The sequence below is a fragment of the Mycobacteriales bacterium genome (assembly GCA_030697205.1).
GTDB lineage: Bacteria > Actinomycetota > Actinomycetes > Mycobacteriales > SCTD01 > JAUYQP01.
This window is the reverse complement of sequence record JAUYQP010000058.1, coordinates 14,492-30,311: the sequence shown is the minus strand read 5'-3', so window position 1 is coordinate 30,311 and position 15,820 is coordinate 14,492. Positions and strand designations below refer to the sequence as shown.

The 15,820-nt window shown below is 72.1% G+C and carries 17 protein-coding genes; 8 read left to right on the top strand and 9 right to left on the bottom strand.

Annotated features, from left to right (window positions below; translation table 11 throughout):
* Positions 1 to 6: 6 nt before the first annotated feature.
* Together Q8R60_19145 and Q8R60_19140 are read right to left on the bottom strand one after the other, a co-directional pair.
* A complete protein-coding gene (locus tag Q8R60_19145; protein MDP3714588.1) occupies positions 7 to 660 on the bottom strand; it encodes a response regulator transcription factor in 654 nt (217 codons plus the stop codon).
* The gene (locus tag Q8R60_19140) at positions 657 to 1,799 is read right to left on the bottom strand and encodes a histidine kinase (GenBank protein MDP3714587.1); all 1,143 of its coding nucleotides are present in this window, start codon (positions 1,797 to 1,799) and stop codon (positions 657 to 659) included. The genes Q8R60_19145 and Q8R60_19140 overlap by 4 nt, the downstream gene beginning before the upstream one ends.
* 45 nt (positions 1,800 to 1,844) lie before the next feature.
* Between Q8R60_19140 and Q8R60_19135 the strand changes: the two genes are divergently transcribed.
* Positions 1,845 to 2,573, top strand: a complete 729-nt coding sequence (locus Q8R60_19135; protein MDP3714586.1) for a hypothetical protein — start codon at positions 1,845 to 1,847, stop codon at positions 2,571 to 2,573.
* Between the two features lie 102 nt (positions 2,574 to 2,675).
* Here the strand turns inward: Q8R60_19135 and Q8R60_19130 are convergent, their stop codons facing one another.
* A complete protein-coding gene (locus tag Q8R60_19130) occupies positions 2,676 to 2,897 on the bottom strand; it encodes a LuxR C-terminal-related transcriptional regulator (GenBank protein ID MDP3714585.1) in 222 nt (73 codons plus the stop codon).
* Positions 2,898 to 3,036: 139 nt separating this feature from the next.
* Here Q8R60_19130 and Q8R60_19125 point away from each other — a divergent pair, with 139 nt between their 5' ends.
* Positions 3,037 to 4,086, top strand: a complete 1,050-nt coding sequence (locus Q8R60_19125; GenBank protein ID MDP3714584.1) for a class I SAM-dependent methyltransferase — start codon at positions 3,037 to 3,039, stop codon at positions 4,084 to 4,086.
* A 55-nt stretch (positions 4,087 to 4,141) separates the two neighbouring features.
* On the opposite strand, the gene Q8R60_19120 is transcribed toward Q8R60_19125, so the two are convergent.
* The 3 genes from Q8R60_19120 to Q8R60_19110 all read right to left on the bottom strand — a co-directional run bounded on the left by Q8R60_19120 (position 4,142) and on the right by Q8R60_19110 (position 6,106).
* A complete protein-coding gene (locus Q8R60_19120) occupies positions 4,142 to 4,561 on the bottom strand; it encodes a type II toxin-antitoxin system VapC family toxin (GenBank protein MDP3714583.1) in 420 nt (139 codons plus the stop codon).
* On the bottom strand, positions 4,558 to 4,803 hold the full coding sequence (locus Q8R60_19115; protein ID MDP3714582.1) for an Arc family DNA-binding protein: 246 nt from the start codon (positions 4,801 to 4,803) through the stop codon (positions 4,558 to 4,560). The genes Q8R60_19120 and Q8R60_19115 overlap by 4 nt, the downstream gene beginning before the upstream one ends.
* Before the next feature lie 79 nt (positions 4,804 to 4,882).
* Positions 4,883 to 6,106, bottom strand: a complete 1,224-nt coding sequence (locus Q8R60_19110) for an MFS transporter (GenBank protein ID MDP3714581.1) — start codon at positions 6,104 to 6,106, stop codon at positions 4,883 to 4,885.
* A 134-nt stretch (positions 6,107 to 6,240) separates the two neighbouring features.
* Between Q8R60_19110 and Q8R60_19105 the strand changes: the two genes are divergently transcribed.
* The 6 genes from Q8R60_19105 (at position 6,241) to Q8R60_19080 (ending at position 13,108) form a co-directional block, all read left to right on the top strand.
* A complete protein-coding gene (locus Q8R60_19105; protein MDP3714580.1) occupies positions 6,241 to 7,929 on the top strand; it encodes a lamin tail domain-containing protein in 1,689 nt (562 codons plus the stop codon).
* Position 7,930: 1 nt separating this feature from the next.
* Positions 7,931 to 8,509, top strand: a complete 579-nt coding sequence (locus Q8R60_19100) for a hypothetical protein (GenBank protein ID MDP3714579.1) — start codon at positions 7,931 to 7,933, stop codon at positions 8,507 to 8,509.
* Positions 8,510 to 8,649: 140 nt separating this feature from the next.
* The gene (locus tag Q8R60_19095; protein ID MDP3714578.1) at positions 8,650 to 9,030 is read left to right on the top strand and encodes an MmcQ/YjbR family DNA-binding protein; all 381 of its coding nucleotides are present in this window, start codon (positions 8,650 to 8,652) and stop codon (positions 9,028 to 9,030) included.
* A gap of 378 nt (positions 9,031 to 9,408) precedes the next feature.
* Entirely contained in the window at positions 9,409 to 10,806 is a 1,398-nt protein-coding gene (locus tag Q8R60_19090) for an ADP-ribosylglycohydrolase family protein (protein ID MDP3714577.1), read from the top strand.
* Complete coding sequence (gene pnuC / locus Q8R60_19085; GenBank protein ID MDP3714576.1) at positions 10,803 to 11,387, top strand: nicotinamide riboside transporter PnuC; 585 nt, start codon at positions 10,803 to 10,805, stop codon at positions 11,385 to 11,387. Before Q8R60_19090 ends, pnuC begins: the two co-directional genes overlap by 4 nt.
* The gene (locus tag Q8R60_19080) at positions 11,384 to 13,108 is read left to right on the top strand and encodes an AAA family ATPase (protein MDP3714575.1); all 1,725 of its coding nucleotides are present in this window, start codon (positions 11,384 to 11,386) and stop codon (positions 13,106 to 13,108) included. Before pnuC ends, Q8R60_19080 begins: the two co-directional genes overlap by 4 nt.
* A 30-nt stretch (positions 13,109 to 13,138) precedes the next feature.
* Here the strand turns inward: Q8R60_19080 and Q8R60_19075 are convergent, their stop codons facing one another.
* From Q8R60_19075 to Q8R60_19065, 3 genes are all read right to left on the bottom strand, one after another.
* Positions 13,139 to 13,396: a hypothetical protein gene (locus Q8R60_19075; protein MDP3714574.1), complete on the bottom strand. Its 258-nt coding sequence runs from the start codon at positions 13,394 to 13,396 to the stop codon at positions 13,139 to 13,141.
* A 338-nt stretch (positions 13,397 to 13,734) separates the two neighbouring features.
* The gene (locus Q8R60_19070) at positions 13,735 to 14,814 is read right to left on the bottom strand and encodes a WYL domain-containing protein (GenBank protein MDP3714573.1); all 1,080 of its coding nucleotides are present in this window, start codon (positions 14,812 to 14,814) and stop codon (positions 13,735 to 13,737) included.
* The gene (locus Q8R60_19065; GenBank protein ID MDP3714572.1) at positions 14,814 to 15,704 is read right to left on the bottom strand and encodes a WYL domain-containing protein; all 891 of its coding nucleotides are present in this window, start codon (positions 15,702 to 15,704) and stop codon (positions 14,814 to 14,816) included. Before Q8R60_19065 ends, Q8R60_19070 begins: the two co-directional genes overlap by 1 nt.
* Positions 15,705 to 15,820 lie beyond the last annotated feature (116 nt).

Sequence of the window (15,820 nt, the reverse complement as noted above, 5' to 3'; positions counted from 1 at the left end):
AGGCCGTCAGCCACCAGGCCGGACCAGCCCTGTCTCGTAGGCCAGCACCACCGCCTGCACCCGACCGCGCAGCTCGAGCTTGCCGAGGATCCGGTTCACGTGCGTCTTCACGGTCGCCTCGCTGACCACGAGATCCACCGCGATCTCGTCGTTGGTCCGGCCACGGGCGATGAGGACGAGCACCTCGAGCTCGCGCTCGGTCAGCACCCGCAGCGGCGCAGGGACACCAGCCACGGGAGGGGGGCGCGAGACGTGCTCCTCGATCAGCCGCCGGGTGAGCCGGGGCGCGAGCAGTGCATCTCCTGCAGCCACCGTCTCGATCCCCGCGACCAGCCGCTCCGCCGGGGTGGCCTTGAGCAGGAAGCCCGCGGCGCCTGCACGGAGGGCCCCGTAGACGTACTCGTCCAGGTCGTAGGTCGTGAGGACCAGCACCCGGGTGCCCGTGTCGCGCGCCACCAGCTCGCGGGTGGCGGCGATCCCGTCCAGCACCGGCATCCGGATGTCCATCAGCACGACGTCGGGCGACTCACGGACGACGACGTCGACCGCCTCCCGGCCGTCACCCGCCTCCCCGCGCACCTCGATCCCACGAGCCTCGAGCACCATCCGCAACCCTGAGCGCACCAGCTCCTGGTCGTCCGCGATGACGACCGAGGTCACACGTCCGCCATCTCGACCGGCAGCACGACCGCGAGCCGGAAGCGGCCGTCACGGGTGAACTCGTGCTCGATCGTGCCGCCGTAGACCGACACCCGCTCGGCCATCCCCACCAAGCCGAGCCCGCTGCCGGTGGACGGCCCGGGGCGTCCGCGGTTCTCCGCCTCGATGACGAGCGAGCCGCTTGTGCGTCGTAGACGCAGCTCGACGCGCCGGTCGAGGGAGTACTTCAAGGCGTTGGTCAGCGCCTCCTGCACGATGCGATAGGAGGACAGGTCGATCCCCGCAGACAGCTCGTCCAGGTCGCCATCGACGTGCACCTCCACGTCGAGGCCGCTACGACGGAACTGGTCGACGAGCTCGTCCAGCCGGTCGAGCCCCGGGTCGGGGTCGAGCCCGAGCTCGTCGTGGTCGTCACGGACGAGCGACAGCAGCCGCCCGGTCTCGGCCAGCGCGCGCCGGCCGGTCTCGGCGACCTGCGCCATCGCCGTCGCCGCCCGATCAGGGTCGCGCCGCACGAGCTCCTCCCCCGCCGACGCCTGCACCACCATTGCGCTGATCGAGTGCGCCAGCACGTCGTGCAGCTCGCGCGCGATCCGCGCCCGCTCCGCGGCCACGGCGTCGTCGCGGACCGTCGCCTGCAGCCGCGAGAGCAGCTCCGCCTGCGCGGCCAGTCGTGCGCTGCGCTCGTCGAGGGTGCGCATGACGCGACCGAAGACGTACGGCGGGACGAGCAGCGCCGCGACGAACACGACATCGGTGATGTCCGGTGGGTTGCCGTCCGAGCGCTCGACTCCGGCGACCGTGAGCACGTAGGCCGGGACGAGCACAGCGAGCCCCCGCAGGTCGGCCACCCAGCGCCCGAGGCTGAATGACGCCAGCACCATCACCAGGACCGGGGCCGCGAGAACGTCCACCGCGGGTCCGACGTGGGACAGCCCGAGCAGCGGCAGGATCGCCGCCGCGGCGGTCACGAGAGGCCACCGCCGTCGCCCGACCATCAGCGCGCAGGCGAACGCCTCGACGCCCAGCACGAGCGGCAGCCGCGGCGGCCCGTAGGACACCGCCTCCACCACCGCGATGACGAGCACCAGCAGCGGCACCAGCACATCGCGCCAGCCGAGGCTCCGGTCCTCGCTCATGGCGGAAAGGTAGCGGCTCGAGGACTGCCCGGCATCAACCTCAGGGTGGAGACAGGACCGATCCGCAGGCCGACGACGGGCGGTCGGCTCGTCCCTAGCGTCGCCGTCACCGACGACGACCCCGGGGGGATCATGAAGCTCGACGATCAGCAGATCGCTCGTGCGGCTCTTGCCGCAGCAGTAGCAGGAACGGTGCTCGCGCCGCTCGCGGCGCTCTCGCGGTTCGCGACCGAGGAGGGCAAGGGAGACCTCGAGAGCGGCGTGGTGCGCGCGTGGGCGGAGCCCTCCGCCGATGCGCTGTCGCCGTTGCTCGACTGGGCCAGCGCCGACACCGTCTACACGACCTACGGCAAGCTGTGGGCGCCGATCCTGCTGGTCGTGGCGCTGTGCGCCGTGGCCGTTCGTCGGACCCGCATGCCGGTCGGGGCCGAGAGGTGGGGGTGGCGACTGACTCTCACCGGTCTGGTGGGCATGACAGTCGGTGTCACCGGCAGCTACTGGACGCCGCTGCTCGACGAGTTCTTCGCAGTCACCCTGCTGTTCATGCTCATCGGGATGATCGGCGCGCTCGTCCTCGGGATCTCCCTGCTGCGCAGGGGCTTTCAGCCGCGAGGCGCTGCAGTGCTGCTGGCCCTGTGGCTGCCGTTGTTCTTCGCGCTCAGCGGCCTGATCGCCATGGGGGCCGCGCTGCTACCGGTGCTGTGGGCGTTCGCCCTGGCCGGACGCTCGCTGACGGTGGCGACAACGAGCCGTCAGCCGGCCCGCGTGGGCTGAGGCCTGGGTAGCAGCGTGGGATCGAGGGCCGCCGCTCGCGCGCAGCGGCCGCGGAGTGCTCGTGTCGGCCGCGTTCGCTGCAGGCTGGGCGATGTGCGGCGCTCAGGCCGGGCCGGCCCGCTCCCGGAGGACGACGACGACGGCCTGGGTCCGGCAGCTCACGTCGAGCTTGCGATAGCTGTGCTCCAGGTGCTTGGCGACCGTGCGCGGGCTCAGCGCCAGCGCATGACCGATCGCCTGGTTGGTCCGCCCTTCGGCCACGAGCTCGAGGACCTCGCGCTCGCGTGCCGTCAGGACGCTGACAAGGGCCAGTGCTGTCGACATGGCAGCCCCCACTGCTCGGCGTACGCACCTGTGCGTATGGACGCTCGACCTCCTCGCTCGCAGTGTCAAGGAGGCATCCGACACCGGGCCCGCCCCAGGAGGGCACATGAGCACATCTCCGACCACACCCACCCGTCCCGTGGACGAGGACCGACTGATGGCCTTCGTCGGCCAGGTCGTCGGCGAGCTCGGCGCGGTCGTCAACGCGCCGCTCGTCGTCATCGGCGACCAGCTCGGGCTCTATCGCGCCATGGCCGACGGCACCCCGGTCACCCCCGCCGAGCTGGCCAAGAAGACAGGGACGTCCGAGCGCTACCTGCGGGAGTGGCTGTCCTGCCAGGCAGCAGGGGGCTACCTCAGCTACGAGGGCGAGGGCCGCTTCAGCCTTCCGGCGGAGCAGGCCGTGGCTCTGACCGACGAGACGAGCCCGGCATGCGTGCTCGGCGGGTTCCAAGCGTTCGCGGCCGCCTCACGGATCACCCCCCGGCTCGCCGAGGCCTTCCGCAGCGGGGAAGGCATCGGCTGGGGCGAGCACGACGCCGGCCTGTTCACCGGCACCGCGCGCTTCTTCCGGCCCGGCTACCTCGCCCACCTCACGCAGGAGTGGATCCCCTCACTGGACGGCATCACCGACAAGTTGGCCGCGGGCGCGCGGGTCGCCGACATTGGCTGCGGCTTCGGGCACTCGACGACGATCCTCGGTCACAGCTACCCGCAGGCCATCGTCACCGGCTTCGACACCCACCAGCCCTCAATCGACGCGGCCAACAAGCTCATCGCCGACGCCGGCATCGCCGAGCGGGTCGGCTTCGAGGTCGCGTCGGCCACCGACTTCCCGGGCACGGGCTACGACCTCATCACCTACTTCGACTGCCTGCACGACATGGGCGACCCGCTCGGCGCCCTCCGCCACGCCCGCAAAGCCCTCGCCGACGACGGCACGGTCATGCTTGTCGAGCCCTACGCCGGCGATGACCTCGCCGACAACCTCACCCCCGTCGGTCGCGTCTTCTACGGCGCCTCGACGATGATCTGCACTCCGGCCTCCCTCTCCGAGGCGGTCGGCACGGCGCTCGGCGCGCAGGCCGGCGAGCAGCGCCTCCGGGAGATCGCCGCAGAGGCCGGCTTCAGCCGGTTCCGCCGCGCCAGCGAGACACCGTTCAACCTGGTCCTCGAAGCGCGTCCCTGACGGCCCGGTCAGCCGGTGTCGGCAGCCGACCTCGTCGAGCGATGACGAGAGGGCCTCACTCCGCGTTCCATGGATCGACGAGGGAGACACCTGTCTGCTCGAAATCCTTGGTGTTGCGGGTGGCGAGGAGTGCTCCGCTGGCGCGGCAGATCGCAGCGATCTGTGCGTCCATCGCGCTGATCGGAAGGCCTAGCGCTTCTCGTTCGGCGGCGATCGCGCCATAGGCGCGGGCTGCGACCTCGTCAAAGGGGAGCACCTTGCCGACGAACGCCCCGAAGCTCTCCTCGGCAGTCGCCAGGATGGTCCGCTTGCGCGCGCCGGCGGGCAGTCGTTCGATGCCGTAAGACACCTCGGCCAGGGTCACTGCGGTCACGAACAGCCTGGTCTCGTCCTGAGCGGCGAACCAGTCATCGACCTGCGGAGCAGGCGCGGATCGCATCAGCTCCGAGAAGACATTGGTGTCGACGACGATCACGTCACGAACGTCGCAGAGCGTGCAGGCTCATCACGAGCCGGTAGCTGCAGGTCGACTCCGCCGATCGCCGCGAAGCTCTCCCGCAGTGCGCTGAAGGGGCGCGCTGCGAGGCCCTCGTCGGCGACGGCCTCGGTGAGGATCTGCCGGACCTCAGCCTCCATGGAAAGCCCGTGCTCGGCCGCGCGCACACGCAGACGCCGCCTCACGTCGTCATCGAGGTTGCGAATGCTCAGGTCTGCCACAACGGCACTCCGTTCCACGTGCTAGCAATGCTAGCACGTGACGACGTAGGCGTCCCGACGCGTGCGGGCGGTGTGCTCGTTAGCTGATGGACCGAGAGCCACGCACGCCGTGAGACGCCCGAGACCCGGCACCCGGGACCCGCAAGCCCACGAGAGCGCACACCGCCACGACGACCGCGCTCACGACAAGGGCCGCACCGAAGGACGCGTAGTCGACGAGCAGCCCGGCGATCAGCGGCCCGGTGACCCCGCCCAGGTCGCTGGCCATCTGCCACACCGCGACGGCCCGACCGCTGCGCCCCTCGGTGACGTCACCGACGAGCGCAGCCGGAGCGACCCCGAGCAGCGAGGCCCCGCACGAGAACACCACCGTCGACACCATCAGCCCGACAGCACCGTCCGCCGCGGCAAGCCCCGCCAGCGCCACCGCGACGAGCAGCCCGCCACCGACGAGCGTCGGGCGGCGACCGATCCTGTCGACCGCCTTGCCCGCAGGCAGGAGCAGCACCCCCTGCACGATCGCGCCGACGGTGAACGACGCACCGATCCACCCCGCACCCAGGTCGAGCTGCTGCACCACCAGCAGCGGCACGATCGCACTGCGCACCCCGAACACCGCGAAGCCGGTCGCGAAGCTCCCAGCCAGAGCAGCCTGGTACGACGGGTCGGCGAGCGTCACCCGCAGCGGGACGGTCGGCTCTTTGGGCGGCCTGTCAGCCTTCGGCGGCTTCGGCGGCGGCTTCGGGAGCAACGTCGCTGCGGCGAGCGCCGCGAGCACGAGCGTCCCGGCGTAGAGGAAGAACGGTGCGCGCAGCGAGACGCCGATGACCGCGCCACCCAGGGCCGGGCCGGCGATCCCGCCGATGAGGAACCCGCCCCGGTAGACGCTCTGCGTCTGTCCGCGCTGCGCGGCGCTCGCGACCCGCAGCAGCAGGCTCGTCGCGGCAATCGTGAAGACCGCCGAGCCGATGCCGCCGACACCGCGCAGGATCAGCAGCTGGGGGTAGCTGACAGCCAGGCCCGCGAGCAGAGAGGACACCGCGACGACCAGCAGCCCGACCAGCAGCGCGGCCCGCTCCCCCACCCGGTCGACGAGCCGCCCACCGCTCAGCCCCGACACGAAGCGCATCAAGGCGAACGCCGAGATGACCGCGCCGGCGGCGGTGCTCCCGACGCCGAACTGCTGCGCGAATAGCGGCACCGCGGGCACCACGATCCCGAAGCCGAGCGCGACGCAGAAGGCCACCAGGGCGAGGACGTAGGTCTCGCGCGGCAGCCCCCTCAGGCTCGCCGGGGTCCTCACCGCACCATCTTCGCGCAGCAGGAGCACTCCCTAGCGGGGCCCGCCCCACCAGGGAACTGCCGGACGGCGGGGCGACCGCGACACGACGCCTCCTCGTCACCCGGCGGCCACCCGTCCCCGGTCGGATACGCCCTGTGCGCAGACTCCCCCTCGTCCTGCTGTCCTTCGCCCTCACCGCTGGCGGCCTGACCGCGCTGGCCCCGCAGGCCGCGTCCGCGGCGGTGCCCAACGCCACGCCCTGCACGTCACCGAACCCCGGCGAGGTCACCGTCGTCTGGTTCGACGTCGAGCAGGGCGACAGCCAGCTCGTCATCGGGCCGACCGGGCGCACTCTGCTCGTCGACCTGGGCGAGACGGCGTGGAATGCCACCACCGGCACCAAGGCCGAGTCCGTCGCCGCCCGGATCCGCTCCGCCTGCGGGGTGACCAGCGGTCCGGTCCACCTCGACTACGTGCTCGCGAGCCACCACCACCTCGACCACATCGGCTACGCCGGCAACCCCAACGACACGACGGCCTACGGCAACGGCTTGTGGCGACTGCTCCACCAGGACCACCTGGGCTTCACGGTCGGCACCGTGCTCGACCGCGACGGCGGCACCTGGACCGACGCCGACGGCGACAACCGCTGCGACGTCGGGACCTCGTCGGCACCTGCACCCGAGGTCGCCTGGAACAACGCCGGCACGGTCAGCCAGACCAGCAGGCGCTGGATCTGCTGGCTCTACGGTCCCGCGGGCCAGCGCGACCGCGCCGCCATCGAGGGCAAGGTCGTGACCCTGCGCAACACGGTCGCCTTCCCGTCGCTCGACCTCGGTGCCGGCGTCACGACGCGGATCGTGCAGGCCAACGCCAAGGGCGTCCTGCAGGCGGACGGCGTCACGCCGGTCAGCGGCGACCACACGTCCGACCCGGTGCCGCCGAGCGAGAACGACTACAGCGTCGCGGTGAAGGTGCAGTACGGCGGCTGGTCCTACGCCACGGCCGGAGACACCGACGGTGAGTACTCGACCTCGTCGTTCGGCTACTCCTACAACGACGTCGAGCGTGGCCTGGTCAGTGCCTTCGGTGACGTGAGCACCGCGCGCGCCAACCACCACGGCTCGAGCCACAGCAGCAGCGCGGCGTACGTCGGTGGTCTGGATCCTGAGACGGCCTTCGTGTCCTGCGGGACCAACAGCTACGGCCATCCGGCCAACCGGGTGCTGGACGCCTTCCAGGCAGCGGGCGCTGACGTCTACCTGGCCAACAACCCCTGCGACACCACCGACGGCTCCGGTGCCGCGATCGACTACACCGGCACGTTTAACAGCAACGGCGACGTCCGACTGCGGACCACCGGCGCCGGCGCGGGCTACGTCGTCACGCACGACACGGGCAGCCGCAGCTACAGCACCGGGTCGACGGCCTCCCCGGGGACACCCAGCAGCGTGCGCGTGAACGAGTACCTGATGGCGCCGTCCACCGGCAACGAGTGGGTCGAGCTCTACAACCCGACCTCGACGTCGCTCGCGATCGGCGGGCTCTGGATCGACGACGTCGCGGGCGGCGGCGGCGCGCCGAAGCAGATCCCGGCCGGCACCACGATCGCCCCCGGTGGTCGCTGGGTGATGGAGTTCGCGAGCGGGTTCCTCAACAACACCGGCAGCGAGTCGGTGCGGCTGCTCGCCACGGACAAGACCACGGAGTACGACGTGCACACCTACTCGCTCGGCAGCACCCAGTCGGACAAGGTGTTCCGCCGGTCCGGTGACGGTGGCGCGTGGTGCACGGCTATCAGCACCGGGCCCACCAAGGGCACCCCCAACCCGACCGCCTGCTGACGTGTCCCTCCCCTGGCGGCTCGTCGCGGCCAGCGCCGTGGCGCCGGTGCTCGTCCTCGGTGTCGCGGTGCTGCCCGGCCTCGCGTCGACCGACAGCGGGACCGAGGAGGCGGTGACGACCTCGGCCCTGCTGGCGTCCGGCCGTGACGACCACGGGCTCGTCCAGTCCCACGTCGTGCAGCTCTCGGCGCGCGCCGACGGCACCGGCGACGCGGGTCAACTCCATGACGGGACCCTCGTCGAGCTGCTCGAGGTCAGGGACAGGGCCCACCGGGTCCGCGCCGGAGGCCTGGTCGGCTGGCTCGACGACGAGCAGCTGCGCTCGCGCGTGCACCTCGTGGGGCCGCTGCCCACCTGCGCGCCGACGGTCGCGGGCGAGGTGCTGCCTGCCGGGGAGCAGGCTCAGCTCATCGAGGTGGTCGGGTCCGGCGCCCGGGTGCGGCTCGTCCGCCGCCCGGACGTCGTCGCCGTCGTGCCGGCCTCCTGGCTGTCCGAGGTCGCCCCCCGGCCCAGCCCCGGCCGGTGCCTGCCGAAGGAGGAGCGCACCCACGACCACGGCGGCCTCCCGCCCGTCGGCTGAGACGCGTCGGCGCGAGGCGGGTTCCACCACCTGCGGGTGGGGAGGCAGTGCTCAGGTCGACGGCTCGGACGACCTCGTGCGCCCGTCGCGCGGCTCCGGCCACAGGTGCGCGGCCCGCGACGCGCTGCCACGATGTCGACGTGGCCACCTGGGACGACGTGCGGCAGGTCGCGCTGGACCTCCCGGGCGCGGTCGAGGAGCCCGGCCCTACCAGCACCTCGTGGCGGGTGGGCAGCAAGGCCTTCTGCTGGGAGCGGTTCCTGCGACCCAGCGAGCGTGCGGGGCTGCCGGACCCCCCGGGCGGGCCGGCGCTCGGCGTGCGCGTCGCGGACCCCGGCGTCGCCCACGCCCTCGCCGCCGCTCGCCCGGACCTCTGGCTCGTCGTGGCGGGCTACGGCCTGCACCCGATGGCGCTCCTGCACGTCGAGCGCGCGTCCTTCGACGACGTCGATGAGGCCATCACCGACGCCTGGCTCTGCCGGGCTCCCACGCGGCTGCGCGACGCGTTCCTCGCCCGCTGATGCGGTCGCGCGACCGGGGCCGTCGGCGGGCGATGATCGAGCCGAGGAGCCTGTCGCCACCGGCCAGTACCCCGGTACCTGTCGGAGGCCGCGGCCGGTGCTCACCGCTCGTGAGTGACCGGCCGTTGTCGTCGAGGTGGCCTGCCGACGCTCACGCCTCACCAGCGGGCGATCTCCTGTGTCTGTCAGGGGACACCGCTGCCTCACCCTGCACTGCGCTCGATCGAGTGCAGGTGAGGCTGATCACGAGCACGGGCACTCGATCGAGTGCACCTCGCGGGCGCTCAAGAGGGACTCCGCGCCGGCCTGTTGGCCGACCGCAGTAGATGTCGGACCCGTGGGTTATCGTCGAAGTGACGACAGAGGGGGTGAGGCCACATGCGCCTCGACAGCACGCAGACCGACCGAGCGGTCGGAGTCCTCATGGGCCAGGCCGCAGGCGACGCGCTCGGGGTCCCCTACGAGTACGGCAGTCGCACGCTTACGGGTGAGCCGCAGATGCTCGGCGGAGGCCTCGGCGGCATCGCGCCCGGGCAGTGGAGTGACGACACCGAGATGGCGTTGTGCATCGCCGACGTGGCGGCAACCGGCGCCGACCTGCGCACCGACGAGGCACAGGAGGCGATCGCCGCGGGCTTCCTGCGGTGGTACGCCGACAACCCGCCCGATGTCGGCGTCCAGACCCGCCAGGTCCTGAGCGCCAGCCGCGGCCAGGGCGCCACAGCGATGCGAGGCTTCAGCGAGCGCCTGCACGAGCAGTCCGGCCGGACCGCCGGCAACGGCAGCCTCATGCGCACCGGGCCCGTCGCCCTGGCCCACCTCGGTGACACCGACGCGATCGTCGAGGCCGCGCGCCTCACCAGCGCCCTGACCCACCACGACCCCGTCGCCGGCGACGCCTGCGCGCTGTGGTGCCTGGCGATCGACCACGCCGTCCGCACCGGCGAGCTCGACGTCCGCGTCGGCCTCCCCCACGTCGATGAGGCCTACTGGGCCCCGCTCCTCGCCGAGGCCGAGACCGTCGACCCGAGCCACTACCGCCACAGCAACGGCTGGGTCGTCGCGGCGCTGCTCGGCGCCTGGTCGGCGATCAGCCGCACCGACGGGCTCGTCGCCGGTCTGCACGCCGCTGTCGCCGGAGGTGGCGACACCGACACGGTCGCCGCCATCGCCGGCCAGCTGCTCGGCGCCCGCTACGGCGGCTCCGCCGTCCCCGCTCGCTACCGGCGGCTGCTCCACGGCTGGCCCGGGATGCGCTCGCGCGACCTGGCGCGCCTGGCCGTCCTCACCACCCGGGGCGGCCAACCTGCCCGCCACGGCTGGCCGAGCGCACCGACCCACCACTACGACGCGACACCGACCGCGGTCGTCGTCCACCCCGACGACCCGGGTGTGCTGCTCGGTGCGATCGGCGCGGTCCGCCCTGGCGTCGCCGACGCCGTCGTCAGCCTCTGCCGGATGGGCCGCGACGAGGTGCCGCTCGCAGGTGTCGCGCCCGAGGACCACGTCGAGTTCTGGCTCGTCGACGAGGTCGACGCCAACCTCGACCCGGGTTCCGTCCTGCGCGACGCCGCCGCGACCGTCGCGGCCCTGCGCGCCGAGGGCAAGACGGTCCTGCTGCACTGCGTCGCCATGCACTCCCGCACGCCGCTCGTGGCCGCCGTCTACGGTGCGCTCGTGACCGGTGACAGCGTCCGTGAGTCCCTCGACCGCGTGGAGGCGGCGCTGCCCGTCACCTACCTCAACCCCGACCTGCTCGAGGCGGCTCTCGCATGAGCTGGACCGAGGTCGCCGGCTTCGTGACCGGTGCGCTGTGCGTGTTCCTCGTCGTACGACAGCACATCGCCAACTTCCCGGTCGGCATCGCCAACAACGTGTTCTTCATCGTGCTGTTCTGGCGGGTCGGCCTCTACGCCGATGCCGGCCTGCAGGTGGTCTACATCGGACTCGCGCTCTACGGCTGGTGGTGGTGGCTGCACGGCGGCCCGGACAGGAGCCGCCTGACCGTCAGCAGGACACCGCGACCCGAAGCCCTGTGGCTCAGTGCCGCAGGCGTCGCGGCGACCGTCGGACTCACGGCGTTCCTCGCGTCCACGACCGACTCCACCGTCCCCTTCTGGGACGCGGTGACCACCGTCCTGTCGTTGCAGGCGACCTACCTGCTCACGCGCAAGCGGCTCGAGAACTGGTGGGTCTGGATCACCGCGGACATCCTCTACGTCGCGCTCTACGCCTACAAGGACCTGCACCTCACCGCCGTCCTCTACGCGGGCTTCCTGGGGCTCTGCATCGCCGGCCTCGTCCAGTGGCGGCGGGCGGTCGACGAGCCGGCACGCGAGCTCGTCGAGGTCGGATGAGCCGCTACGCCGTCGGGCTCGTGTGGGGGAAGTTCCTACCACTGCACGCCGGCCACAGCGCCCTGATCCGCCACGCCGCGGCCCGGTGCGACCGGCTCGTCGTCGTGCTCGGGGCCCGCCACGACGAGCCGATCGACCGCGACCTGCGCCAGGCCTGGCTCGAGGAGGAGCACCCCGACGTCGAGATCCGCGCCCACTGGGACGACGCCGACACCGACTACGGCGACCCGGTCGCCTGGGACCTCCACGTCGCCTCGCTCCGCAGCGTCCTGCCGGAGGACGTGGACGCCGTCTTCACGAGCGAGGAGTACGGCGAGGAGCTCGCCCGTCGGCTGGGCTGCGCGCACGAGCTGGTCGACCTGAGTCGGAGCGCCGTGCCGGTGAGCGGCACCGCCGTGCGGGCCGATCCCGCAGCCCACTGGCAGCACCTGCCTCCGGCCGTGCGGGCGCACTACGTCCGTCGCGTCGTCGTGCTCGGCGCGGAGTCGACGGGCACGACCACCCTCGCTCAGGCCCTGGCCCAGGAGCTCGGGTGCGCCTGGGTGCCGGAGTACGGCCGGACCTGGTCCGAGATCCGCCCCGGTGGGCTGGAGGCCCCGTGGGCTTCGCAGGAGTTCGATGACATCGCCGTCGAGCAGTCGCGCCAAGAGGATGTCCTGGCCCGCGAAACGCCTGTCCCTTGGCTCATCGCCGACACCGACGCGCTCGCCACCGCCGTCTGGCACGAGCGCTACCTCGGCATCCGGAGCCGGTCCGTGGAGGCGCTGGCCGCGAGCCGGCCGCCGGCTCTTTACGTCCTCACCAGCGACGACGTCCCCTTCGTGCAGGACGGCCTGCGCGACGGCGAGCACCTCCGCCCCTGGATGACTGAGCGCTTCCGGGAGGTACTGCGCCAGCAGCCCGCCCCCTGGCTCGAGGTCCGCGGCTCCGTCGCCGACCGCGTGGCCGCTGTCCTCACGACCCTCGCTCTCCCCACGACCCCTGGAGGTCCCTTGCACCACGACGCAAACACTCACCGTCCTCAGCCCGCCGCGAGTCTCGACAGCCGCGAAGAGCTCGGCTCCGGACCGCTCACCACCAGGTACGACGACGCCCTGCTCTTCGCCTCCTCCCACCACCGCGACCAGCTCCGCAAGGGGTCGCAGGTGCCCTACCTCTCGCACCTCATGGCGGTCAGTGGACTCGTCCTCGAGCACGGCGGCGACGAGGACACGGCAATCGCAGCCCTGCTCCACGACTCCGTCGAGGACGCACCGGCGGGCACCGGGGGCGAGGTGCTGGCGACGATCAGGCAGCGCTTCGGCGAGAAGGTCGCCGACATCGTGCGGGCGTGCAGCGACGGCCTCGACGCCGACGGCAACCGGTCAGGCACCTGGGCCGAGCGCAAGCGCCCCTACATCGAGGGGATGAGCCACAAGTCCCCCGAGGCCCTGCTCGTGACGGCGGCGGACAAGACCCACAACGCCCGGTGCATCGTCGCCGACGTCGACGCCTTCGGCCCCGACTTCTGGAGGCTCTTCAACGCCTGCCCGCACCAGCTGAGCTGGTACTACGGAGCCGTCGTCGACGCCGTCGCTCAGGGCCTGCCCGAGAGCACCATCGTCGCCGTCCTCCGCACAGTCGTCACCGAGCTCGTCGAGCGAGCCGAGACTCCCGACGCCTCCTGTGGGTGCAGGACAGCGGGTACGAGCGGGTCCTCGTCGACCTTGTCGACGCGCTAGCCCACCGGCCCGCATTGGGCAGGGCTCGCCTCAGGCCTGTCGAGACCGCTCGAACTCGGCAACGCTGCCCTCGACGAGGTCGAGGTGGACGAGCGGGCCGCCAGGCCCGTCGACCACGTCCACCACTCTCGCCGGGCACCGTCCGAGGCCGCTACCAGCGATCACGACGGCACCCGGGACGATGAGCTCAGGGCGAAGGGCCCGATCCAGGTACGTCCAGACGTAGCCGGTCTCGTCCTCGTTCTGGAGGTCGGCATGAATGTCCAGCGCGACTGCCGAAGTGGCCATACGGGTGCCCCTCGAGCCTGGAAGTGCTCGTTGTCGATGACCGGTCCCGCCACGCCAAGAAGGACAGCCAAGGTCGAACCTTTCGCGAGGGCGGACGTCGCCCCATTCCTGCGGCACCTCGGCGCCCGCCCCGCCGCCGGCGCGCAGCCGAGGAGCAAGACTCGCGGCCGAGCGCACGATCCCGGTGCTGCGTGTGCCGTCGAGCCGTGCACTCGATCGAGTGCAGGTGCACGTGATGCGGTGCAGGTGCACGGGATCGAGTGCATGCCCCCGTGGCACACAGAGCGCCCCGGAGCAACGCACAGCCACTCTCCGTGGCCGGACCCCGGACCGACCGGTCAGTCCGTGAGTTGAGCGAGCAGCCGCAGAGCCACCGGGCGGGCGCAGTCGCGCAGTCCCTCTGGCGACACCACCGAGGCACCGGGACCCAGCTGGAGCAGGAAAGCTCCAAGCCGCTCGGCAGCAGCCGGGTCGTCGGCGCTGCCGTCGAGCTGGATCGCGATGTCGAGCCGGCCATCGCCGGACGGCCCGACCACGACGCCCTTCCAGCCCTTGCAGACCCAGTCCTCCTGCGCCTCCGTCGTCACCCGGAGCACGACGGGGACGCGCGGCACCCGCTCTCCGCGCGGTGGCAGGGCGCGCGCCGCGAAGACAGCCTCACCCGCGAGCACGACCAGCTCCGAGATCCCACCGACGTCGTAGGACACCAGTGGCGCCTCCGCGGAAGCGCCCGCGTCCAGCACGAGCCGGTCGCGACGGCGGTGGACGTCGTACGGCTCCACCTCCACGACCGAGGACTCCCCCGTCCACGGGTGCAGGTAGCGGAAACGCACCCGGCACCTGTCGAGCACCGCCCGCTGCAACTGCTCGGCCGACGCTTCCGCGGGAGCGTCGACGGACGCGCCCATCGCAGCCGAGAGCTTGTCCACCAGGGCCTGCACCACGAGCCGGCGCTCTGCTGGCAGGTCGTCGCCACGCAGCAGCAACGTGCCGGCGAGCAGCACCCGCGCGACGTCCTTGACCATGACCGGCCGGCGGCCGAGGTCGCCGAGCAGCGACTGCCCGCGCTCGCGCATGCCCGACAGGTGCACGACGTCAGCGGTGCCCTGCGCCGCGTCGTCGTCCTCGTCACCGCTCAGTGACCCGTCGGCCGTCCCGAAGGTGAGGTTGAAGGGCGCGTCGGGTCCCAGCGCCTCGGCTCCCGCGACCATGTACGCCGACAGCAGCTCCCGCATCCGACCCGGCTCCAGACCGACCCTGGCCGCGAGTTCGCTCACCCGGCACGAGCGCTCGGCGTCGAGGATCAGCAGCGCGTCCATGAGCCGGGCGAACTGCTCGGTCGCCTTGGCGTTGTTGGCCAGCAGCGGCGGCGGCTCGACCGACGGGACGAAGGGCAGGCTCGTCAGCGACCTCTCCATCACGCACCCACCAGCACGGCCTCGGCGCGCTGCCGGATCTCCGCCGCGACCGAGTCGGGCGCGAGCACCTGCACCGCCCCTGCCAGACCGATGACCCGCGTCACGACCGCGGCCTCGTTGGTCGCCCAGAAGCGCAGCACCGACGTCCCGTCCTCCCGGTGCTCCAGGCTCGCCCGCTCGAACCACGAGCGCACGGATGACAGGTCCGAGGTCCGGCAGCTGAGCACGACGTCGACCGGAGGGTGCTCGTCCCAGGCTGTCGGGTCGAGCCGCTCGTCGACGTCGCCGACCTCGAAGGGCCCCGGCACGGGCCCGCCGAGTCCCAGCACCACCAGGCCGTCGAGGCGCGGCGCGAGCACCTTGGTCGACCCTGCGTAGCGGCCGAGCACGAACCACCGACCCAGCCGCGACGCCAGCTCTGCCGGCTCGAACTCGACCTCGTCACCGTCGCGCTCGACCCGAATCCGCAGCCGTCGCGCGATCGCGGACTGCACGAGGTCGAGCTCGCGCGGCACCCGCCCGAGCAGGTCCGAGAGGTCAGCGGACCCCGCGGAGTCCTCGGCCACGGCAGCGCCGGCGACCGCGGTCACCCAGACCAGCAGCGCCTGCTCCGCGTCGTCGAGCTCGACCGGGACCCGCCACGTCCCCGCGTGCAGGACGAGCCGGCTGTCCTCACCTGGGTCCGCAACCTCCTCGACGCGGAAGCCGAGCCCGACGAGGTCCTTCACGTCGCGCTGGATCATCTTCTTGAGGGAGCGGTTGTCAGCGGTGGACGACGCGTAGGCGCTCACCTTCGAGATGAGCGCCGGCCGAGGGACCGGCCACCCCTCCGCGTTGCGCAGCACCTGCAGCACCTGCAGCAGGCGCTCGACGTCATCGACCCGGCTCATCGCCACCTCCGACCGCGGAGCCTGTCACGGATGCGCCGTTCGCAGGGCCAGTCGCTTCGGAGAGCCCCGACATCCTGTCCACCCCTGCCGCCACGTCGACGTCTGCCTCGAGCACA